Origin of the sequence: Mesorhizobium amorphae, assembly GCF_014843845.1 — a bacterium.
GTDB lineage: Bacteria > Pseudomonadota > Alphaproteobacteria > Rhizobiales > Rhizobiaceae > Mesorhizobium > Mesorhizobium amorphae_A.
In genome coordinates, this window is record NZ_JHQS01000015.1 from 194,723 (window position 1) to 216,319 (window position 21,597).

General features: G+C 63.7%; 23 protein-coding genes. 9 read left to right on the forward strand and 14 right to left on the reverse strand.

Features of this window, described 5'->3' with window-relative positions; genetic code table 11:
- Nucleotides 1-41: 41 nt before the first annotated feature.
- On the reverse strand, nucleotides 42-659 hold the full coding sequence (locus DH08_RS08635) for a transglutaminase-like cysteine peptidase (protein WP_192178911.1): 618 nt from the start codon (nucleotides 657-659) through the stop codon (nucleotides 42-44).
- Between the two features lie 297 nt (nucleotides 660-956).
- Entirely contained in the window at nucleotides 957-1,829 is an 873-nt protein-coding gene (locus tag DH08_RS08640) for an undecaprenyl-diphosphate phosphatase (RefSeq protein WP_192178912.1), read from the reverse strand.
- 190 nt (nucleotides 1,830-2,019) lie between these two features.
- On the opposite strand from DH08_RS08640, the gene DH08_RS08645 reads away from it, so the two are divergent.
- Nucleotides 2,020-2,934 (forward strand): hypothetical protein, encoded by a 915-nt coding sequence (locus DH08_RS08645; RefSeq protein WP_192178913.1) that lies wholly within the window; start codon nucleotides 2,020-2,022, stop codon nucleotides 2,932-2,934.
- A gap of 105 nt (nucleotides 2,935-3,039) precedes the next feature.
- On the opposite strand, the gene DH08_RS08650 is transcribed toward DH08_RS08645, so the two are convergent.
- Complete coding sequence (locus DH08_RS08650) at nucleotides 3,040-3,252, reverse strand: hypothetical protein (protein WP_006206072.1); 213 nt, start codon at nucleotides 3,250-3,252, stop codon at nucleotides 3,040-3,042.
- Nucleotides 3,253-3,403: 151 nt separating this feature from the next.
- Nucleotides 3,404-3,802, reverse strand: a complete 399-nt coding sequence (locus DH08_RS08655) for a GFA family protein (RefSeq protein ID WP_192178914.1) — start codon at nucleotides 3,800-3,802, stop codon at nucleotides 3,404-3,406.
- Nucleotides 3,803-4,019: 217 nt separating this feature from the next.
- On the opposite strand from DH08_RS08655, the gene DH08_RS08660 reads away from it, so the two are divergent.
- Nucleotides 4,020-5,045 carry an isopenicillin N synthase family dioxygenase gene (locus DH08_RS08660; RefSeq protein ID WP_192178915.1) on the forward strand — a complete coding sequence of 342 codons (1,026 nt, stop codon included), beginning with the start codon at nucleotides 4,020-4,022 and terminating at the stop codon, nucleotides 5,043-5,045.
- Nucleotides 5,046-5,104: 59 nt separating this feature from the next.
- Here DH08_RS08660 and DH08_RS08665 read toward each other — a convergent pair whose 3' ends face one another.
- The 3 genes from DH08_RS08665 to DH08_RS08675 form a co-directional block, all read right to left on the reverse strand.
- Nucleotides 5,105-6,061 (reverse strand): alpha/beta fold hydrolase, encoded by a 957-nt coding sequence (locus DH08_RS08665; protein WP_192178916.1) that lies wholly within the window; start codon nucleotides 6,059-6,061, stop codon nucleotides 5,105-5,107.
- A gap of 26 nt (nucleotides 6,062-6,087) precedes the next feature.
- The gene (locus DH08_RS08670; protein ID WP_192178917.1) at nucleotides 6,088-6,573 is read right to left on the reverse strand and encodes an SRPBCC family protein; all 486 of its coding nucleotides are present in this window, start codon (nucleotides 6,571-6,573) and stop codon (nucleotides 6,088-6,090) included.
- A gap of 137 nt (nucleotides 6,574-6,710) precedes the next feature.
- Nucleotides 6,711-6,959, reverse strand: a complete 249-nt coding sequence (locus tag DH08_RS08675; protein ID WP_192178918.1) for a ParB N-terminal domain-containing protein — start codon at nucleotides 6,957-6,959, stop codon at nucleotides 6,711-6,713.
- Between the two features lie 158 nt (nucleotides 6,960-7,117).
- Here DH08_RS08675 and DH08_RS08680 point away from each other — a divergent pair, with 158 nt between their 5' ends.
- The 5 genes from DH08_RS08680 (at nucleotide 7,118) to DH08_RS08700 (ending at nucleotide 12,845) form a co-directional block, all read left to right on the forward strand.
- Nucleotides 7,118-8,758: a N,N-dimethylformamidase beta subunit family domain-containing protein gene (locus DH08_RS08680; protein ID WP_192179060.1), complete on the forward strand. Its 1,641-nt coding sequence runs from the start codon at nucleotides 7,118-7,120 to the stop codon at nucleotides 8,756-8,758.
- A 1-nt stretch (nucleotide 8,759) separates the two neighbouring features.
- Entirely contained in the window at nucleotides 8,760-10,139 is a 1,380-nt protein-coding gene (locus DH08_RS08685; protein ID WP_192178919.1) for an aminotransferase family protein, read from the forward strand.
- A gap of 10 nt (nucleotides 10,140-10,149) precedes the next feature.
- Complete coding sequence (gene kce / locus DH08_RS08690) at nucleotides 10,150-11,079, forward strand: 3,5-dioxohexanoate:acetyl-CoA acetone transferase (RefSeq protein WP_192178920.1); 930 nt, start codon at nucleotides 10,150-10,152, stop codon at nucleotides 11,077-11,079.
- A 228-nt stretch (nucleotides 11,080-11,307) separates the two neighbouring features.
- Entirely contained in the window at nucleotides 11,308-11,817 is a 510-nt protein-coding gene (locus DH08_RS08695; protein WP_192178921.1) for a GNAT family N-acetyltransferase, read from the forward strand.
- On the forward strand, nucleotides 11,814-12,845 hold the full coding sequence (locus tag DH08_RS08700; protein ID WP_192178922.1) for a histone deacetylase family protein: 1,032 nt from the start codon (nucleotides 11,814-11,816) through the stop codon (nucleotides 12,843-12,845). Before DH08_RS08695 ends, DH08_RS08700 begins: the two co-directional genes overlap by 4 nt.
- Before the next feature lie 18 nt (nucleotides 12,846-12,863).
- On the opposite strand, the gene DH08_RS08705 is transcribed toward DH08_RS08700, so the two are convergent.
- From DH08_RS08705 to DH08_RS08715, 3 genes are all read right to left on the reverse strand, one after another.
- On the reverse strand, nucleotides 12,864-14,129 hold the full coding sequence (locus DH08_RS08705) for a cysteine desulfurase-like protein (protein ID WP_192178923.1): 1,266 nt from the start codon (nucleotides 14,127-14,129) through the stop codon (nucleotides 12,864-12,866).
- Nucleotides 14,130-14,180: 51 nt separating this feature from the next.
- Nucleotides 14,181-15,248 (reverse strand): aldo/keto reductase, encoded by a 1,068-nt coding sequence (locus DH08_RS08710; RefSeq protein ID WP_192178924.1) that lies wholly within the window; start codon nucleotides 15,246-15,248, stop codon nucleotides 14,181-14,183.
- A 135-nt stretch (nucleotides 15,249-15,383) separates the two neighbouring features.
- The gene (locus tag DH08_RS08715) at nucleotides 15,384-15,851 is read right to left on the reverse strand and encodes a hypothetical protein (RefSeq protein ID WP_192178925.1); all 468 of its coding nucleotides are present in this window, start codon (nucleotides 15,849-15,851) and stop codon (nucleotides 15,384-15,386) included.
- 414 nt (nucleotides 15,852-16,265) lie between these two features.
- On the opposite strand from DH08_RS08715, the gene DH08_RS08720 reads away from it, so the two are divergent.
- Entirely contained in the window at nucleotides 16,266-16,430 is a 165-nt protein-coding gene (locus DH08_RS08720) for a hypothetical protein (protein WP_192178926.1), read from the forward strand.
- A gap of 58 nt (nucleotides 16,431-16,488) precedes the next feature.
- Here the strand turns inward: DH08_RS08720 and DH08_RS08725 are convergent, their stop codons facing one another.
- Nucleotides 16,489-16,995, reverse strand: a complete 507-nt coding sequence (locus DH08_RS08725) for a DUF1993 family protein (RefSeq protein WP_192178927.1) — start codon at nucleotides 16,993-16,995, stop codon at nucleotides 16,489-16,491.
- Between the two features lie 124 nt (nucleotides 16,996-17,119).
- Here DH08_RS08725 and DH08_RS08730 point away from each other — a divergent pair, with 124 nt between their 5' ends.
- Entirely contained in the window at nucleotides 17,120-18,169 is a 1,050-nt protein-coding gene (locus DH08_RS08730) for a DUF1176 domain-containing protein (RefSeq protein WP_192178928.1), read from the forward strand.
- A gap of 22 nt (nucleotides 18,170-18,191) precedes the next feature.
- Here the strand turns inward: DH08_RS08730 and DH08_RS08735 are convergent, their stop codons facing one another.
- The 3 genes from DH08_RS08735 to DH08_RS08745 all read right to left on the reverse strand — a co-directional run bounded on the left by DH08_RS08735 (nucleotide 18,192) and on the right by DH08_RS08745 (nucleotide 21,594).
- Nucleotides 18,192-19,046, reverse strand: coding sequence for an alpha/beta hydrolase (locus DH08_RS08735; RefSeq protein WP_192179061.1), 855 nt, complete (start codon nucleotides 19,044-19,046; stop codon nucleotides 18,192-18,194).
- A gap of 236 nt (nucleotides 19,047-19,282) precedes the next feature.
- Nucleotides 19,283-20,893, reverse strand: a complete 1,611-nt coding sequence (locus tag DH08_RS08740; RefSeq protein ID WP_192178929.1) for an NTP transferase domain-containing protein — start codon at nucleotides 20,891-20,893, stop codon at nucleotides 19,283-19,285.
- Nucleotides 20,890-21,594, reverse strand: coding sequence for an XdhC family protein (locus tag DH08_RS08745; RefSeq protein WP_192178930.1), 705 nt, complete (start codon nucleotides 21,592-21,594; stop codon nucleotides 20,890-20,892). The genes DH08_RS08740 and DH08_RS08745 overlap by 4 nt, the downstream gene beginning before the upstream one ends.
- Nucleotides 21,595-21,597: the final 3 nt, after the last annotated feature.

Sequence of the window (21,597 nt, forward strand, 5' to 3'; positions counted from 1 at the left end):
CCCTTGTCTGCGGAGAAACCGAAGCCGGGTTGGCGGCAGGACTATTTGACCGAGCTGACCAGGGTCTCGTCGCCGCTGAGGATGGAGACCCAGTGCCCGGAGTTGTCACTCGCCTGTCGCTTCAGGTAGCGATAGCCGGTTTCGCTCCACAGGCGAACCTTGTCGCTGAGGTTGTCGAGGATGAAATCGCCCTTGTCCGTGCGCACGGTGAGCACCGCATGGCCTTCGCCGTCCGGCTTGCGGACCACGGTCATCAGCAGGTTGGATACGGCAACGCCGTCTCTTATGAGCTCGCGCTGCTTTTCCAGCACATAGTCCTCGCAATCACCGAAGCCATTGTCCGGATAGGCCCACCATTCCTCCTTGCCGTAATTGTCCATGTCGCTCATCGGCTTGACGCGCGTGTTGACCGAGGCGTCGACGGCAGTGATCTCACGCAGCAGCCTGCCGGTCATATGCTCCGGCGTGTTGTTGGGCGAACGGATCGAGCATTCGGCGGGATGGATCTTGCAGAAATCATAATGGCCGACCGGCTGGGACGTCGGACCGCCGACCATCATGGACAGGCCGGCGGCGCTGGCCAAACCCGGCACAGAGGTGAAAGCCGTCAGAGCTATTGCAAGCCGCGCCGCGCAACGCCAACCCGTAGAGGATGCCATTGCGGCCCCACGTCTGTTGTTTGTTAACAAAAAGCTAAGGGAGAATTCACGAGCAAGTCAATGCGTGCGCAGGGCGATCACAGACGGTTGACCGTTTGCATCGCAGGCGTGGTAGCCGCGCAACACAGATTTCCAGGCGACGGCCGTCGGTTCGATAAAGCGTGTTGAGATTCAGGTCAGGCCGAGTCGAAATGGCGGGTTCCGAGAACCGGAGCGGAGACACTTTTGGGTATGTGAGCGCCGGAAGCGCAGGAAACCGCCATTTGCAGGCCGGCACCACCTGAATATCAGCGCACTTTAGGCAAGCCACCCCATCGCCACCCCGACCAGCAGCACGACGCCGAGCACGCCGCGATAGACGACGAAGGGCCAGGCGGAGAACCGCTCGAGAATGCTCATCAGGCCCCATATGGCAAAGAAGGCGGAAATCGAGGCGACGACGAGCCCGACGGCGAGAACCGACCAGCCATGGGCATCGAGGTGGACCTTGTGGAGCTCCCACAATTCCTTGAGGCCGGCGAGCGCGATTGCCGGCAGTCCGAGCAGGAAGGAGAAGCGTGCCGCCTCGGCCCGCTTGAAGCCAAGCCCGAGCGCGGCCGTCAGGGTCGAACCGGAGCGCGACACGCCAGGTATCAAGGCGCCGATCTGGGCGACGCCGACAAGCAGCGCGTCGGCCATGGATGCTTCGCCGATGGTTCGCCGGTGGCGGGCAAAAATCTCGACCAGCGCGAGCAGGATCGCCATGCCGATGCAGGCCCAGCCGATGACGCTCAGGCTGCGCAGCGGCGAATTGCAGGCGTTGAGCAGGCCCGACAGCGCGACGCCGGCAATGACGATCGGAATGGTTGCCAACACGATCCACCGCGCCAGGCGGAAATGCCGGTCGGCGAAATCGCGGCGTGTCAGGGCGTCGAGCGAACCAAACAGGATACCCCTGACATCGCTCCAGAAATAGCTGACCACAGCCGCCAGGGCCGCAAGCTGCATGGCGGCGGAGAACGCGGAGCCCGGATCCTGCCAGCCAAGCACGGCCGGCACGATGCGCATATGCGCCGTGGACGAGATCGGCAGCAATTCGGTGATGCCTTGCACCACGCCGAGAAACGCTACCTTGGCGTAGCCCAGGCCGACGAAGCCGGTGTCCAGGCCCTGAGTACAGATGTCAGCCATGTCGATCCTTCCCAGGCGAAAGTTGCATGGGAAGCGCCGCTTTCGGCCGATCCCGGCTGTGGGATAGCGTCGCGAGACGGGGAATCCAATTCACGGTTTTGTAAGGTGCGCCCGATCCAGCTTGACAAGTTTCGTGGTAATATAACCCTTCGCTAATCTTACAACGCAAGGTGTGAGTTGGGAGGAACCGATGTCGACCGCTGCACTGTCCGAATTGCAACCCGTTGTCCTGCCCGAACCGCACCATCCCGCGATTGCAATGGAGGATATCTCCGGCGACTTCAGCCGAGCCATCGAACGCGCGGAGGTCAATGCCTGGCGCGACCTCTACGCCGCCGCGCCTGCCGATTTCGCCGCGCGCCAGGGCCTGTCGATCGCCGAGGAAGCCGATCTCGTCTGGACCACCTGTACGACGATCCCGTTCATCCATTTCAACTGCGTGAAGAATCTCGGCGTCGAGCGCCCGGCCACCGAAAGCCAGCTCGACGCGCTGCTGGCGCATTACCGTGCCGCCGGCATTGCCCGACCATGGTTCTATGCCAATCCGCATGCTGAGCCGTCGGCACTCAGATGCTGGCTCGAGGCGCGCGGCCTGCAGCGCCAGAGCGGCTGGGAACGGATTATTCGCGACGCGACGCCATTGGCTATCGAACCGCTGTTCCCGACCGATGGGCATTCGGTCGAACGGGTCACGTCGGCAACGGCGGGAGAATGGGCTGGTTTCATCGACAGCCGGTACCGGCTGCCGACCTCACCCTGGCTGCTGGCGCTGGTCGGTCGGCCCGGCTGGCATCATTACATGCTGAGGCAGGACGGCGCGGTGGTGGCGGTGCGCTCGCTGTTCATCGGCGCCGACGGCATGGCGTGGAGTGGCATCGATGCGCCGGTACCGGGCATCATGGCGCCGAGCTTCGATCTCGACGCGCTGCTTGGCGAAGCAATGGTTCGCGACGGCATTGCCGCCGGCGCGAAACTGTTTGTCGCCGACATCGAGGCGCCGCACCCCGACCGCGACGGACCGGCCTACCGCAACTATGCGCGTCTCGGCTTCAAGCTCGCCTATTTCCGCAGCCATTACAGCTATTTGCCGGCGAATTCCGGCTGACGTGCCCTGGAGCGGCTCAGCGGCCGATAGAATCGCTGACCGCTCCAACTCTTTGTTCACGCAATTCCGGACGGAAAACCGCTGCACATTTTTCCTGGAATTGCTCTATCCGAGCAACCATTGCTGCAGGCAGGTCCGGGCCACGACATGCGCCGGCGGCACGACCGGCTGATCGGCGGACGCGTCTTCGGCGGTGCGCCCGCGGGCCCTTTCGAGCAACATGCGAAGCTCCGCCGGCTGCACGCGGTCACGCTCCATCACGAGCCGGACCATCGGGTCGTTCAAAAGCTCGTCCAGGGTGTTGATGCTGTCGCTCATCCGTCGCCTCCTCGAATACCGGCCCGCAAGCCGATAGATAAGCAGGCAATGATGGCTCGCCAATGACGCTTTGCCGGCTATCTCGTGGTTTCGGATTAAATTCTGTTAACGCCAGCGCCCACCCTTGTCCCACAGTGGGAGGAGGGAAAACCTAGTTCGGCGGCGGCGCGCCTTCATAGTGCGGCAGGCCATCGTCGAGTTGCACCCAGGGCTGCTTCGAGGCCGTCCAGATATGCATCTGCGGCTTGAACAGCGAAGGATCGTCAAGCGAGCCTGTTGTGATGCCGATGATGCCGGCGGAATCCCGCCGCGAAAACATCGTCGTGCCGCAGGCCGCGCAGAAGCCGCGCTTGAGATCCGGCGAGGTGTTGACCATCGCCACCGGCCCCTCGACGGTCACGTCGTCGATGCGGAACAGCACGCGCGCGTTGAAGGCTGCGCCGATCACCTTCTGGCAGAGCCGGCAGTGGCAGACGCGCTCGTTGATCGGCGCAGCCTCCGCGCTATAGCGAACCGCGCCGCACAGGCACCCGCCACCATACCTTGCCATCGCCGCACTCCATGCCTTCAAGGGATATTGGCTCACGCTAGCGGCGAAGATTGCAGCGTCAATTCAAAAGCTTTGATGGGACATCATCTGTTGCAGTGATGTTGTGTGGCCGTGGCGTTGCGGTGCCGCCATTGGCCCAATGACGGGTGCCGGCATGGGATTGACAGAACGGCAGACCCCGCGCCTGCTTGCGGCCAGCCGCTCGGGAGGCAGCCAAATGGCGCAGGACATAGAAACCATCGGAATTGCAGATCTGTTCGGACCACCCTCGCCCGAGCGCGAGCGCGCCGATGCCGCGATCATGGCCGCTGCTTCGGGCATCGGCTTCATGGCGGTCCGCGACTTCCCCGGCGATGCCTGGCTGACGCCTCAGAAACGGGCGCGCCTGCTCGAGATCTTCGCCCTGCCCGAGGCCGAAAAGCAGAAACTGCTGCGCTGGAATTTCGACCGGACCAGGAAGAATGTCTATCGCGGCTGGTTCCCGCTGCAGCCGACAGCCGTCTCCTACAAGGAAGGCATCGACATGGGGCCGGACCTTGCGCATGCGCGGACGACCCGTTCCGACGATCCGCTTTGCGAGCCGACGCCCTTGCCCGCCGAGCAGGCGCTGCCGGGCTGGCGCGCGGCCGCCGCAAGCTACTACCAGGCGATGGAAGCGGTGGGCAACGCGCTGATGCGCTCGATCGCGCGCGGGCTCGGCCTGCCGGAAACGATCTTCGACGCCGATTTCGAAGGCGGCATCTCGACGCTGCGGCTGATCCGCTACCCCTTGCGTGATCCCGACAGCGGCGTCGACGCCAGCGGCTCGGAGTTTTCGGTCGTCCACAAGGGTGAGACCCGAACCGTCATCGGGCGCGAACATGCCGATTCCGGCTTCGTCACCCTGCTGGCGCAGGACGGCGTCGAGGGGCTGCAGGCGAAGAACCTCGCCGGCGAATGGATCGACGTGCCACCCACCGATGGCACGCTGGCGGTCAATTTCGGCCAATTGCTTGAGCGCTGGACCGGCGGCCGCGTGCGGGCGACGCGGCACCGGGTGATCGCGCCGAAGACAGCGCGCTATTCGATCCCGTTCTTCTACGAGCCGCGCGTCTATGCCGAGATCGCGCCGCTGCCGCTTGCCGGCGCAACCCCCTTCGAGCCGTTCCTCTATGGTGACTATCTCTGGGAAGCGGCGACGAACTTCGTCGAGATGAGCGGCATCAAGCATCTGAGAGAGCCGCGACGCGCCAAGGCTTCATAGAAGGCTTGCGGCCGACTCCGGGAGAGACGGCCGCAGTCAGGCAATTGCCGGACAGATGACTATTTCGTTTCGCTGACGACCTCGTCCCAGCTCTTCACCTTGGTCTCGCCATTGAGGAAGGGCAGCGTCGTGGCTGTCAGTTCCGGGGCGAAGAAGACGTCGTAGTGGGTGCGATTGGGCAGGATGGCCAGACGGTTCTGCGACAGGTTCTCGCGCATCCAGCCGGCATCCTTCAACCCGCCGCCGAGCATCTGGTAGAACTTGATCTCGTGCTCGGGCCGGTACATGTCGCTGTCGCCATAGACCAGCATCACCGGCATCTTCAGCTTGGCCACATCGGCGGAATAGTCATAGTCCTTGCGCATATAGGTGCCGAGCGTGTCGAGCAGTTTTGGGAAATCCTGCGGACGCGGCGCCACCGCGACATAGGATTTGTACATCGGCGTGTCCTTCATGAATTCGGCCGCCGCCGCGCTGACCTGCGCCTGCTGGCCGCGCATCTCGGCATAGAAGCCGTCGGCGGCATAGCCGGCCGAGACCAGGACGAGCCGGCGCACCGTTTCGGGGTGCTGGACGGCCATGCGGAAGGCGACGCCGCCGCCGAGCGAATAACCCAGGACATCGACCTTGTCGTAACCCAGCGCCTTGACGATCGCGGCCATGTCGTCGCCCATCGCCTCCAGGCCAAAGGGACGGTCGCCAAGCGCGGTGCGGCCATGGCCCTGCAGGTCGACGGCGATGACGGTGCGGTTTTCGGCAAACCTGGGCAAGATCGGCGCGAACATATCCGTGGTGCCGAGACCGCCATGCAGCAGAAGCAGCGGCTCGCCATTGCCATAGATGGCGTAATAATAGTTCAGGCCGTCGATCGGCAGCAGGCCGGACTTTTCCGGCTTCGGCAGTGCTTTGGTCTCGGTGGTCATGGCGGGCTTGGTCTCCTCTGCGTTGGCTTGGCACGGCGCGGCAAACAGGGCTGCGGCTGAAGCAAGAATGGCGAAAAATATCGATCTGGACATGCTGGTCTCCTCCGGTCTTGCCGCTGTCAAAGTGTCTTTGCGAGTTCTTCGAGTTGTTCGGTGCACTGGCCCCAGCCCTCGTGAAAACCCATCTTCTCGTGCTGCTCGCGGTCGGCGACGCTCCAGTGCTTGGCGCGCGCGATGTAGCGGGTCTTGCCGTTGCCTTCGTCCTCGAAGGTGAGCACGCCGGTCATGAACGGTTTTTCGGATGGCTCCCAGGCACTGGTATAGGCATCGGTGAAAATGATCTTCTCGCCCGGAACGACCTCGAGGCAGACGCCTGGGTTCGGAAATTCATTGCCGTCGGGACCGGCCATGACGACCAGGCTGTTACCGCCGGTGCGCACGTCCATTTCGGCGCGCGGCGTCGTCCACGGCTTTGGCGCGAACCACTGCGTCACCAGCTTGTTGTCGGTCCAGCAGCGATAGACGTTCTCGCGCGGCGCATCGATGATGCAGGCGAGAACCAGTTCGCGGTCATTGGCGGGGGCGATGTCGAGCTTGGTGGTCATGGGGTCTCCTCGGTGTGTTTGAATTGCGGTTCTGCTTCAAAGACGGGTGAGCGCAGCGCGGGCCGACACGGTCCGCGAAAAAATTCACAGGAGGGTGACAGGAAGCGCCGGCGTCGGCCGACGGCCCAGGAATTCGCCTAGTGGCGCTTGGCCTGAACTAGGTAGGCGTCGATCTCGGTCTCGCCGAGCCACTTGGCCGCCTCCAGCCGGTGCAGGCCCTCGACCAGAATATGGCGCTTGCCGTCGTGGCGCACCTGGATCGGCATCTTCATGCCGTTTTCCAGAATGTCCTCCGCCAGATGGCGGACGGTCTCGGGATGCAGCGTCTTCTTGCGCGCGGCCGGCACGTAAATGTCGTCGACCTTGACCTTCTGGACTCTCAGCATGTCGGCTCCCAGGTGCGGAAAACACCGCCTTGTTTGAGATAGTCGGTTTGGCGAGAGCGGCCAAGGGTGGCCCTGGCGATTGCTGGCCCGATCGTTTCCATTTGACGCTTGGCCGGCAGATCGCCGAAATGACGGCGTTCGAGCCCTTTGCGGTGTTCATGACCCATCTGCCGACCGAATTCCCCGATTTCGGACTGACGCCGGAGCAGCGCCGGCAGGCGGTGCGCACGCATTACTACGAACGGCCGGGGATGGACGGCGAGCGCGGTGAGATCTGGTGCTACAGCGACCGGTTTTCCTACCGCCCGGGCGAAACGGTGGCGCTGCATATCAGCGCGACGGCCGCCACATTCGGCATCACGATCGTCCGCGACGGCGGCTCCGAGACAAAGGCGTTCGAGAAGACCGGCATAGCGGCGCGCTGGCAGGACACGCCGGACCAGTGCTCGGTCGAGGGCTGCGGCTGGGAAGCGTCGTTCGAGTTTCGCATCGGCGACGACTGGCCGTCCGGCGCCTATCGCATCACGCTTGAAGCGGACGGCCGTGACGGCAAGCCGATCCACTGCCATCATCTCTTCATCGTTGCTCCACCCCCCGGCAAAAAGCCCGGCCGTGTGCTGCAGGTAGCGGCCACCGGCACCTGGCTCGCCTACAACACCTGGGGCGGCTCCAATCACTATGAGGGCATCACCGGCCCAAATCGCGACCAATATGCGCGCATGGTCTCGACACAGCGGCCCTGGTGCCGTGGCTTCGTCGTGCTGCCGAAAGATGCACCGCGCGTGCCGCTGGAGGTCGCGGTGCCGCCGAAGACCGTGCCGCGCTATCCGCATATGGAATGGGCTTTTGCCACGGGGCATTCGAAAAAGTACGCCTCTTCCGGCTGGGCGAGCTACGACAGCCATTTCTTCCGCTTTGCCGAGCGCGCCGGCTATGCAGTCGATCTCGCCAGCCAGCACGATCTGCATTTCTCGCCCGAGATCCTCGACGGCTATGATTGCGTGGTGTTCGTCGGCCATGACGAATACTGGACCTGGGAAATGCGCGACGCGGTCGACGCCTATGTGACACGCGGCGGCCGCGCGGCGCGCTTCGCCGGAAATTTCATGTGGCAGACACGGCTGGAGGACGAGGGCCGCCGGCAGGTCTGCTATAAGTACAAGGCCCGCGCCGAAGATCCGGCCTATCGCGGTGGCGACGTCACGCGCGCCACCAATTCCTGGGAGGCACCGGAGATCGGCCGGCCGGGCTCGGCAACCTTCGGCCTCAACGCGACCAGGGGCGTCTATGCCGGCTGGGGCGGCTGTGCGCCGCGCGGCGTGCGCGGCTTTCCGGTCTACCGTCCCGAGCACTGGGCCTTCGCCGGCACCGGCATCTACTATGGCGATCTGCTCGGCGCCGACAGCCATGTCTATGGCTATGAGGTCGACGGGCTCGATTTCGAGATCCGCGGCGGCCTGCCCTATCCCACGGCCACCAGCGGCGCGCCTGATGGCCTGGAGGTGCTGGCGGTGGGCATGGCCAGCCAGGTCGAGGAGAGCGCCGACATCCCGCTCAAGGACCAGTTCCTCGGCGACGAGGATGGCCGCTTCACCGCCGAAACCCTTTTCGGCGAGGCGAGCGACGCCAATCTGGAAAAAGTCAAACGCGGCAACGGCATGATCGTCAATTTCCCGCGCGGCAAGGGCGAGGTGTTTCATGCCGGAAGCTGCGAATGGGTTGCCGGCCTGCTAAGGCAGGACCCGTTGGTCGAGCGCGTGACCAGGAATGTAATCGACCGCTATCTCGGAAAGTCCTGACATGCTGAAGTCCAAGAGCCCTGCCCCCGAAGCCGAGACGCGGCCGCCGTCGCATCTGTTCTATCTGTCCAGCCTGCGCCGGCCGCTGGTCGATCGCGCCGAAGGCATCTATTTCTGGACCAAGGACGGCCGCCGCTTCATCGACGGATCGAGCGGGCCGATGGTCGCCAATATCGGCCATTCCAACCGCAATGTGCTCGACGCCATGAAGCGGCAAATGGACAAGACCACCTTCGCCTACCGGCTGCATTTCGAGAACGAGCCAGCCGAGGAATTGGCGCGGGAACTCGCCGGAAGGCTGCCGCCAGGCATGGACCGCATCTTTTTCGTCTCCGGCGGTTCGGAAGCGACGGAATCCTGCATCAAGCTCGCCCGGCAATGGGCGGTCGCCACCGGCCAGCCCAAGCGCTGGAAGGTCATCACCCGCTTCCCATCCTATCATGGCGGAACGCTCGGCTCGCTTTCCGTCACTGGCGATGACGCGCTGGCCGAGACTTTTACGCCATTGATGCAGGTGATGCCGACAGTGCCGGCGCCAGCCGCGTGGCGCGACCGCGACAATCTTTCGATGGAGCAGCGCGGCATCCGCTATGCCGACATGCTGGAGGAGAAAATCCTCGCTGAAGGCCCGGACAGCGTGCTTGCCTTCATCATGGAGCCGGTCGGCGGTGCTGCCACCGCGGCGCTGGTGGCGCCGGACAGCTACTATCCGCGCATCCGCGAGATCTGCGACCGCTATGGCATCCTGCTCATCCATGACGAAGTGATGAGCGGCGCCGGCCGCACCGGCAAATTCCTCGGCGGCGACCATTGGAACTGCAAGCCTGACATCGCCGCGCTGTCGAAGGGGCTGGGCTCGGGCTACGCGCCGCTCGGCGCGCTGGCGGCACCCATGCGGCTGGTCGAGCCGCTGCTTGCCTCCGGCGGCTTCCAGCATGGCCACACCTATGCCGGCAATCCGCTCGCCTGCGCGGCCGGCCTTGCCGTGCTCGGCGAAATGGACCGCCTCGACCTGATCGCCAATGCGGCTGCCATGGGCGATGTGCTGATCGGCGAGTTGAAGGGACTGGCCAGGCGCTTCCCCTTCATCGCCGACGTGCGCGGCAAGGGTCTTTTGCTGGGCGCCGAAATGGTCGCCGATCCCGAGACATTGGAGCCGATCGCGCCCGCAAAGAAGGCCACGCAGCGGCTGCTCGACCTCGCCTATGAGCGTGGGTTGATCATCTATGGCCGCAAGGTCAAGGGCGGTGTCGACGGCGACAATTTCATGGTCGCGCCGCCGATGATCGTCACGGCTGAACAGATCGGTGAGATCATAGCCATCATCGGCGACTCGCTCGAGGTGCTCGCCGCCGAGCTCGACCTGCCCGTCGAAGGCTGAGGGACAAAATATGGCGCCGAGGAAAGTCATCATCACCTGCGCCGTCACCGGCTCGGTGCACACGCCGTCCATGTCGCCCTACCTGCCGGTCACACCCGACCAGATCGCGACCGACGCGATCGCCGCCGCCGAAGCCGGTGCCTCTATCCTGCATCTGCATGCCCGCGATCCCCGAGACGGGCGGCCGACCGCCGATCCGGACGTGTTCATGCAGTTCCTGCCGCGCATCAAGCAGGCGACCGACGCGGTGATCAACATCACCACCGGTGGCTCGTCGCTGATGACGCTCGATCAGCGGTTGGCGGCCCCTCTGCGGGCAGAGCCTGAAATGTGCTCGCTCAACATGGGCTCGATGAACTTCGCGCTGTTCCCGATGCTCGACAAGCCGAGGGACTGGCAGCACGAGTGGGAGCCGAAGCTGCTGGAAGCGACGCGCGACACGATCTTCAAGAACACCTTTGCCGACATGGAGGGCGTGCTCGAAAAGCTCGGCAAGGGCTGCGGCACGCGCTTCGAGTTCGAGTGCTACGATGTCGGCCACCTCTATTCGCTGGCGCATTTCCGCGACCGTGGGCTGGTGTCGGGGCCACTGTTCATCCAGTTCGTGCTCGGCATTTTGGGCGGCATCGGCGCCGACCCCGAAAACCTCGTCCACATGAAGCGCATCGCCGACAAATTGTTCGGCGACAGCTACCAGTTCTCGGTGCTCGCCGCCGGCCGCCACCAGATGCCGTTGATCTCGATCGCCGCGGCAATGGGCGGCAATGTCCGCGTCGGGCTGGAGGACAGTCTTTATGATGGCAGGCAACTGGCAAAGTCGAATGCCGATCAGGTACGACGGATTCGCTCGGTGCTCGATGGATTGTCGCTGGAGGTCGCGACACCGGCGGAAGCGCGCGCCATGCTGGCGCTCAAGGGCGGCGACAGGGTGGCGTTTTGAGATGATTGCGTTTCGGCACACCCGGCGTTTTGAGAGGTTGGCGATCCTGCCCACCCCCCTCTGGCCTACCGGCCATCTCCCCCGCAAGGGGGGAGATCGAACGTCGCCACCGCTTTCGCCAATCACCGACTTTGCAGGGTTCGCGGCACGATCGAAGGTGCCAATCTCCCCCCTTGCGGGGGAGATGTCCGGCAGGACAGAGGGGGGTGCCTTGGCACCGTACCTCCAATGATCACCGCTTTACCGAAAATCCTCATCCGTCCCGGCACCATCGACGACGTCGAAACCATCCATACCGCGCTGCTGCGCCTCGGCACCCATATCGGCGCGCATCAGGAGATCACCTCGACGCCTGACGATCTCCGCCGCTATGGTTTTGGCGACAAACCCGCCTTCTCCATCCTCATCGCCGAAGTCGGTGGCGAATTCGCGGGAGTGTGCCTCCACTTCCCGATCTTCTCGACCTGGATGGGTCGCCCCGGCGTCTATGTGCAGGACCTCTATGTCGAGGATCGCTTTCGCGGCCGAAGGATCGGCGAGCGCCTCCTGCGTCGTGTCGCGCGAGACTGCCGGAAGGACGGCGGCGTCTATCTCAGGCTGTCCGTCGACACCGACAATGAAACCGCCAAGACCTTTTACGAAAGGCTGGGGATTGCCTGGTCGAGCTACGAGCAGACACAGAAGATCGTCGGCGAGTCTTTCTTCGCCTTTGCCGATGCGCCGGAGGACGAACGATGAAGGCTTTCTACGCCGAGGAGCAAAAACGCCACGACCCCAAGGCGTTCCTCTCCAGCGGTGCGCCGCTGCCCAATCCGGAAAAGCCGGAGCGCGTCGAGCGCTTGTTAGCCGGCGCAAAAGCTGCCGGCCTGACGATCGAGCGACCACGGAATCACGGGCTTGGCCCGATTGCCGCGGTGCATACACCCGAATATCTCGACTTTCTCGAGCATATCTTCGCCCGCTGGCAGCGTATCGAGGGCGCCTCGGCGGAAGTGATCCCCAACATCCATCCGATCACGCGAACCGGCTCCTATCCGGCCTCGGCGGTCGGCCAGGCCGGCTACCATATGGCCGACACCGCTTGCCCGATCTCCGGCGAGACCTGGCAGAGCGCGCTGTGGAGCGCCTGGAGCGCGGTCGAGGCCTCCGAAGCGGTCATGGCGGGTGCGCCATCAGCCTATGCACTCTGCCGCCCACCCGGCCACCATGCCTTTGCCGATGTCGCCGGCGGCTTCTGCTTCATCAACAATTCGGCAGTCGCCGCGCAGACATTGCGCAGAAGCGCCGCGCGGGTGGCAATCCTCGATGTCGACCTGCATCACGGCAACGGTACCCAAGGCATCTTCTATGCGCGACCGGACGTGCTTACCGTCTCGCTGCATGCCGATCCGGTGCGCTTTTATCCGTTCTTCTGGGGCCATGCCGACGAGCGCGGCGAAGGGCCCGGCCTCGGCTATAATCTGAACCTGCCGCTGCCCAGGAAATCCGGCGCTTCGGTATTCCTCGACGCTTTGGCCATCGCCTTCCAGCGCATCCGCGCCTTTTCGCCCGACGCGCTGGTGGTGGCACTCGGGCTCGACGCCTTCGAAGGCGATCCTTTCGGCGGACTGTCGGTGACGACGCCTGGATTCTCGCTCATCGGCGAGGCCATTGCCGGGTTCGGTCTGCCGACGGTCATCGTGCAGGAAGGCGGCTATCTCTGCGAGGAACTCGGCGACAATCTCACCGCCTTCCTGACCGGATTTGGCGGCGGCAAGAAGCGATAGCTCTCGCCTATAGGTGCTTCAGGACCGCTGTTGCCGCAGCATGGCAACGATCCGATGCACGCTCTCCAGCGTCTCGTCGATTTCGGCCGCCGTATTGTAGTGGGCGATGCCGATGCGCACCACGCCCTCCTCAGCCGGAATGCCCAGTTGGTGGACGATCTCCCAGGCATAATTGTGCCCGGACCAGAGGAAGATGTTTTCTGCATTCATCTGCCGCACGATCGTCTCCGGCACCATGCCCGCGACGGTGAAGGAGACCGTCGGCACCCGCTCACCGACCCGCGCCGGGTCGGTGATGCCGTGGATGGTCAGGCCCTCGATATCCGACAGCCCGTCGATCAGCCTTTGCGCCAGCACGTTCTCATAGGCGATCGACAGCTCGAACGCCCTGGCGATCCTGGCACGCCGTGACCCGCTTTCGCCGGCCGCAGCGCCGAGATCGGCAAAATAGTCGACAGCAGCCGTGAGGCCGGCCATCAACTCGATCTGCGGCGTGCCGAGCTCGAAGCGCTCCGGCAGGCCGTCGGACGAACAGCGGCATTTGTACGGTTTCAGCGCATCGATGACGTCGCGCCGGCCCCAAAGAATGCCCATATGCGGGCCGAAGAATTTATAGGCCGAGCAGGCCAGGAAATCGCAGCCGAGACTTTGCACGTCGAGCAGCCCGTGCGGTGCGAACTGCACGGCGTCGACATAGACCAGCGCGCCGGCCTGTTTGGCGATCGCGGTCAGCGCCTTCACCCGGTTAATCGAGCCGGTGAGGTTCGAGGCGTAGTTCAGCGCGACGAGCCGCGTCTTGTCGCTGAGCAGTGCGCTCAGCGTCGCCTCCTCGACCTGCCAGCTGTGCTCATCGAAAGCCAGCCAGCGCACGACCAGCCCAAGATCCTCGGCCAGTTGCAGCCAGGGCGAGACGTTGCCCTCGTGATCCATGCGGGTCAGGATGATCTCGTCGCCTGGCTTCATGGTACGGCCCAGCGTGCGCGACATGTGGTAGGTCAGCGTCGTCATGTTGGCGCCGATGATGATCTCTTCCGGGCTCGCGGCCCCCAGGAAATCGGCCATCGCCGCATGCGCGTCGTCGACGACCTGTTGCGCCGCGACAGTCGTTTCGAAGAAGCCGCCGAGATTGGCATTGGTAGTCAAAAGGCAGCGCGAGACCGCATCGGCGACCGCTTGCGGCACCTGCGTGCCGGCCGGGTTGTCGAGATAGACGCGCCGGCGGCCTCCGTCGGTCAGAGACAGTGCTGGAAATCTTTTCCGTACGGCCTCGATCGAAAAATTCATCACCGTCCCCTTCCCTTTGTTATTGTTTGATAATTCCTGACATCGGCCTGCCTACGGGCACGGGTTGCCGACGCGCTGGTGGATCGCGTCGACTGCCTTCTGCATCTCCTCGGTCCAGGTCACGTCGACCGAAGACAGTGCCATTTCGAGCTGCCAGATGGCGGTGGCGCCGATGATGTTGGAGGTGACGAACGGCCGGCTCGAAACATAGGCATTGGCGAACAGCGCCGGCTCCAGGCCGAACGAGCGCGCCAGCTTGTTGTACTCGAGTTGAGCCTCCGCGGCATTCGGCGTCTCGTAGCGCTGGCCACGATTGAAAAGCTGCGAGCGCGAGCCCTGCGGTCGCGCGCCGTGATCGTATTTGCCTGTCAGGTAGCCTTGCGCCAGTGGCGAATACGGGAGCAGCGAAACCTGCTCCCGCTCGCAGACTTCGGCAAGGTTCACCTCGAAGGTGCGGTTGACGAGATTGTAGGCGTTCTGCACCGAGGCGACGCGCGGACCGATCCCTTTGTCGGCCTCGGCGATGAAGCGCATGACGCCCCAGGAACTCTCGTTCGACAGGCCGAAATGTCGGATCTTTCCAGCGTTCACCAATTCATCGAAGACGGCGAGCGTCTCGGCGATCGGCGTTTCCCCTGTCGGGGCACCGAAGGAATCGGCACGCGGCGCCACCGCCCCGATACGGTTCGGATTGGCGCCCCACGGCACATCGCGCTCCGGCCAGTGGATCTGGTAGAGATCGAGGTAGTCGGTGCCGAGCTTGGTCAGCGATTTTTCCACCGCGTCGAAAATATCGGCGCGCACCAGCTTGGACGGGCGGTCGCCGCGAAACCATGTGTTGGCGGTGCGGCCGACCACTTTCGAGGCAAGGATGACCTTGTCGCGATTGCCCTTGGCCTTCATCCAGCTGCCGATGATCTTCTCGGTACGGCCTTGCGTCTCCGCCTTGGGCGGGATCGGGTAGAGTTCGGCGGTGTCGATGAAATTGACGCCTCGGGAAAAGGCGAGGTCCATCTGGGCATGGCCATCGGCCTCCGTGTTCTGCTGGCCCCAGGTCATCGACCCCAGGCAGATTTGCGACACAAGAAGATCGGTCCGACCGAGACGGCGTTTGTGCATGGACTATTTTCTCCGACGGGAAAGCTTTGCGCGCGGTGGCGCGGGGGGAGGACGCCCCAGCATAGAGCAAAGCAGCGCCGTTCTCCAAGCTCTGGCGGTCAGGTGAGGCCGAACTTTTGCGGAAACTGAGGCGTATCAGCGCCTTGCGCCGGCCAGGGCGCGCCGCTTTGCTTCGTCGATCAGCATGTTGGCAACCTGCATGCGGATCATGGCGCGCGGGCGCAGATGCGGCGCGACACGATCGGGATGGTTGGCGAAGGCGAAGCTGCGGCGCATGCGGCCGAAATCGGCACCCTTTGCGGGCTGATCAAGGCCAAGTTCGGCGGCAATTGCTTCGGGATCGATCGGCGGCAGCTTTTCCTCAGGCATTGCTGCCTCGCCAGCAAGCGCCAGCTTTGCCTGGTCGAGCAAGGCGGCGAATTCGGCAGCAAGATCAGCGCCTGCTTCGCGATACTCCGCGGCGAACGTGTCGCCGGAGACCTTGATGCGGCCGGAATGAAGCTCGTCCGCCACCGACAGATAGTCGAACGGGATGGACAGTCGCGCAGCGGGCTCCTCGCCCGCTTCGTCCTTGTCCGAGGCGACGAAGAGGTCGTCGAGCAAGGAGGCGAAATCCCGCTTGGCGCCGATGTCAGCCTCCCTTTGTGTTGAGCATGCGCATGCGATTGAGACGGTCGCACCTTAAAACCGGCTCGTTAAAAATGAATGCCATCGATCTTAACGAGTTTAGGCGTTCGCCAGGCTGGCCACCGCGAACATGTTTCCCTTCAGACGGCTCGAAATGAAAAGCCGGACTGCATTTTCATGCAGCCCGGAAGTTCGCCAGGAGTGGCGAGGAAAAGCCGGCCATATACCGGCGACGAAGCGTACGGTCGTAAAGACCGAGAAGTTTCACGAAAATATCGATTATCACGAAAAAAATCGAAGCGACATGGCTGCCATGCAAATGCTGCACTGCACAATCTTCATAATTTTCCTATATTAGCGATTGTGGAGGATCAACAAGGGGCCTGATTCATGGGGTTCTTCACTGAAATGTTCGCCCGTCCGCGGCCGCAGGACCATCCGCGTTATCGCGCGGCACTGCCATTGCTGAACGCGATGAGCAATGCAGACCGCGCCGATATCGGCATCAAGCCGGCCGACTTCCCGCGCATCGCGCGCGAAATGTCCATGCGCTGAACAGGTCGGAGCATGAAGGTTTCCCGGTCGCTCCGGGAAACCTCATACGCCTGACCGCTCAACGATTTCCGAGGAACATCGCCTTGCTCAGTGGCACGCCATTGTGGCGCAGGATGTCATAGGCGGTGGTGACGTGGAAATAGAAATTGGGCATGGCGGCGTGCAGAAGGTACTGCAGGCCGGGCATCGAAATCTCGCGTCCCCCAAGCCTCAGTTCGATCACCCTCTCATCCGAACCCTCCAGATCGGCGGCCGAGAACGTCGCCAGATGGTCTGTTGTCTTGGCGATTCGCGCCTGGAGGTCGGCGAAGCTCGCCTCATTGTCTTCGTATTTCGGCACCTCGCGGCCGGCGAGCCGCGACGGCGAACCCTTGGCATGGTCGGTGGCGATCTGCACCTGTCGCGTCAGCGCGAACATGTCCGGCGCCAGCCTTGATGTCAGAAACACCTGCGGGTCGATCTTGCGCTCGACTGCATTCTGCTCGGCCGTCGACAATATATTGGACAGCGCTTTCAGCCGGGCCGAGAACACCGCCACGGATGCTTCATACATCGATATTGTCACTTGAATCTCCTATCCGGCATGAACACCGACGGCGGCACGTAGCGCCTTCGGGCATGACATTTCAAGCGTCACCGCGTCGCCGCAATCGGCATGGTAGGATTTCCCCATCGACTGGAGATTCCCGATGAGAAGCGCCCTTTTTGCAGCGACCGCTTTCTTCTCCCTTGCCGCCATCAGCCAGACCGCCTTCGCCGAAGACGCACCCTATGTCGACGACCGGTCGGACGCCGCTGCGGTCATCCGTTCGCTCTACAGCGCCATCAACCGGCATGAATTTGCCCGCGCCTGGGACTATTATGGCGATACAAAGCCGGCAAAGGATTTTGATACATTCGTCAAAGGCTATGACGGCACCGACAAGGTCGATGTCAAAACCGGCGCCGCCTCCAGTGACGGCGCGGCCGGCAGCATTTTCTACAATGTGCCGGTTGCCATCCAGGCCACCGACAAGAACGGCGAAGCAAAGGTCTTCGCAGGCTGCTACACGCTGCGCCAGGTCAACGCCCAGGTCCAGGAGCCGCCGTTCCGGCCGATCCTCATCGACAAGGGTGCGCTGAAACCCTCCACGGCCAATTTCGAGGACGCCGTGCCGGCAAGTTGCGGCGATGGCCCGCCGCCGCCGAAGCAGGACATGGTGCTGGAACAGGCCAAAAAGGCCTTCGTCGCCACCTATGGCGATCAGTGCGACAAGCAGACCCCGGACGGCAAGCCGACAACCGAGCCGGATGCATACAGCCTGCACTACAAGGATGCGAATGCCGGCGCCGACACACCCGAACGCGAGACGCGGCTGTTCCGCTTCTTCTGCTCGATGGCTGCCTACAATGAAAGCGCCGTTTATTATGTCGCCGATGACGTCATGGGCGTCAGGCAGTTGCAGTTCGCCTCGACGGAGCTCGACATCCGCTATGAAAACAACAACAGCGAAGGCAAGGTCGAGGCGGTCCACATCATCGGCTTCCAGACCGACGACCAGCTGGTCAATTCCGATTATGACGACAACACCAGGACGATCACGTCGATGAACAAATGGCGTGGCGTCGGCGACGCCTCGTCGACCGGCACCTATCTGTTTCGCAACGGCAATTTCTCGCTGGTGCAATATGATGTCGACGCATCCTATGACGGCGAAATCAACCCGCAGACCATTCTGGATTACAACACAGCGCCTTGAACGAGATCCGCGATGGCGCAGATCAAGGCGCCTTGGTGAGCATCCAATTCAGCGTGCCGCGCCAGTCGGTCATGCGGATCGGCGTACCATGGGTGCCGGTCTCAAAACGGACGAAGCGGGTCGGATAGGGGTAGGCCTTCGATCTGGCGATAATGGAGCGGAAGAAGGCTTCCTGCTTTTCCACGGGAAATACCGGATCCTTGCTGCCCTGACCGAAGAAGACCGGCACGTGGCGCCTGAAGGCGGGGCTCGACAAGAAACTCTCATCCCATAGCGAGCCGAGCAGCAGCAACCCGCCGATGCGTCGGCCGGTGTCGTTGCGGGCGGCAAGTTTCCAGCACAGCGAGCCGCCCATCGAGCCGCAAGCGACGAAGATTTTCGCTGCCGGCGATTTCTCTGCATAGTGGTCGATCAGCGCCGCCACCTGTGCCGCGCCGGTGTCGCCGAAATCGGTGAAATCCGGGCTGAGATAAAGGCCGCCATTGCCGGCCATCAGGTTCTTGAGGCGATTGAAATTGCCGCCGAAGGTGAAGTCGTCGACGCCCTGCTTTCGGCTGCCGCCCTGCCCGTGCAGGTAGAGCACGATGATGCCCGCGCCCTCGGTCTTGCCGACGGCGATGTGCCTGACATCGCCGGCGTCGGTCTTCAGCATCAGGTCCTGCTGCACCTTGCGCACGCCGGTGTCGGTGTACTCCGCATGCACCCGCCGCTCCGGCACCTCGTCACGGGCATTGATATCGCGCATTTCGCGGTAGTCGATGACCGTATAGGCGCCGTTGTCGGCGGAGGACAGCGTCGCCGGATAGGCGAAGAGATCGTCCTTGAAGGGTTTTAGTTCGAGAGCGTCGGCATGGGCAGCGGAAAACAGGAAAAATATCGAAACCAGAAGGGCATGGAGCGCGACCGCCCCCCTCTGGCCTGCCGGCCATCTCCCCCTCAAGGGGGGAGATTGAATCCCACTTCGGCTTTCGCCAATCTCCAAGGCTGCAAGATGGGCGCCGCCATTGAAGCTGCCAATCTCCCCCCTTGAGGGGGAGATGGCCGGCAGGCCAGAGGGGGGTGCGACGGTACGAATAGCCATGCCCAAGGCATGCGTTTTTCGGCCCAAGTTTGTCAATCCTGCAGCACGCCGCCGGCGCCTTCCAGCGCCTCGCGGGTGTCGACGTCGACAGCCGCCCCTTCGCCAATCTCGACATCGACGACATCAAGCCCTTCAGCCTCGACCAGATGGCGGGCGCCGGTGTCGCCTTCGAGATGCGCTATGGCCGGAAACAGTGACCGCGGCAGCAGCACCGGATTGCCGCGCCTGCCATCGTGGGCGGCGCGCACCACCGAGCGGCCAGCGGATTTGCGGAAGGCGTCGATCAGCCTGTCGAGATCGGCCGACGAGACGCCCGGCATATCGCCGAGAACGATCATGGCGCCGGCAGCGTCGCCCGCAACCTGGGCGATGCCGGCCTTCAACGAAGACGACAGGCCATCGGCGAAATCCGGATTGTCGGCCAGCGTGACATCGAGGCCGGAGAGGGCCGAGCGGACCCGCTCGTGCTGGTGGCCGGTGACGACGATGGTGTTCGTGGCCCTCGAGCCCAGCGCACGCTCGGCGGCGCGGCGCACCAGCGGCTTGCCGTCGAACAACGCCAGGAGCTTGTTCGGCCCGCCCATGCGGCTGGAGCGGCCGGCGGCCAGAAGCACGATATCGACCCTCAACTCGGCTCTCGCCGGCAGCGGCTCGCGCGGCTGCGGCCGGGTCGGGATCTCCATCAGCAGCCCGCCGACACCCATGCCGGCGATGTCGCCGGCCGTCACGTCGAGACCGGCGATCAGCCGGTCGAGCACCCAATCAAAACCGTTTTCCTTGGGGCTGCGGGCGCAGCCCGGTGCGCCGATGACGCGTTTGCCGTCAAGCGTGCCGAGCACCAGCAGGTTGCCGGGATCGACGGGCATGCCCGCGCGGATGACGGTGCCGCCAGCCTGTTCGATCGCTGCCGGAACGACATCGGCGAAGTCGCTCATCGCCGAAGCGCCGAAGATCACCACCATATCGTTGTCGCGCGCCAGCGAGGACGCCGCTTTCGCGACCGGCGCGATTTCGTGCGGCGTGCGGCGCTCGGCCGTCAGCCGTCCGCCAGAGCGCGCCAGCCGCGCCTCGGTGACGCGGAGCGTCTTGTCGAGCACGCTCGACTTGATGCCGGGCAGCACCGTCTGGATGACGCCGACCCGCACCGGCTGGTAGGCGTTGACTGCGAAGATCTCGTCCCCGGCGCAGATCCTTGCCACCTTGTCGACCAGAGCGGTTGCCACGGCGAAGGGGATGATCTTCACCGTTGCCACCATCTGGCCCTTCTCGACCGGCGCGTGCTGCGCCAGCGTGGCGATGGTGATGGTCGGGTCGACGGCGTTGATGGCATCGATCATCGCCGCATCGACGGTGAAGACACCGGCCGTCTCGGCGTGGAGGTTGACCCGGCCGGTCGCGGCGGGCTTCGCCTCGATATTGCGATGGCTCATGCTGGCGGCGATCTTTTCGGCCGCAGCATCCTCGCCGAGATCATCGGCGGCCAGCACGGCCGCAACAACCTCGGTGATCCCGGCGGCCTTTAGCGCCGATACATCCTCGGCGCTCAGCCTGTGCGCCTTGCGAAAACGCCGCTCGCCGGCCGCGGTGGCGTGCGCCAGCACCGCATTTTCGGCTTGATCGATCGGGACCGGACCGAATTTCACGCCACCGCGCCTTTGCTTTCCAGGCCGCGCGAACGAAAAGCGTAAATGGTCTGGGCGAGGATGGCGACGGCGATCTCGGCCGGGCTGGCAGCACCAATGTCGAGGCCGATCGGCGCGTGAATGCGAGCAATCTGGTCGGCGCTCGCGCCCAGTGCCAGCAAGCGCTCGATGCGCTTGGCGTGCGTCTTGCGGCTGCCAAGCGCGCCAACATAGAAGCAGTTGGCGTCGAGTGCTGCCTTCAGCGCAAAATCGTCGATCTTCGGATCATGTGTGACGGCGGCGAGCGCCGTGTAACTGTCCAGCGGCTGGCGCATCAGCACATCCTCTGGCCATTCGGCAGAGAGCGCAACGTCGGGAAAGCGGTCCGGCGTGGCGAAGGCGGTACGCGGATCGATGATCTCGACCGGATAGCCGGCGATCTTCGCCATCGGCGCCAGGGCCTGGCTGATATGCACGGCGCCGATCACCACCAAGCGCGGCTGCGGCAGGTGGGCGTTGAGGAAGAAGGTCCGGCCTTCCGCCTCGACAGAACCCGAGTTGCCCGTGCGAAACGCCCTGTCGATCGCCACTCCGAGGTCACCGGCGACCTGGTCGCTCTCGCGCACGACGCGGTCGCGGCCGTCACCGAGGTCGGTGACCAGGATCGCCGCACGGCGGGCGCGGCGTTCGGCATTCAATGTCTTGAGCGCGTACGGATCCATCGG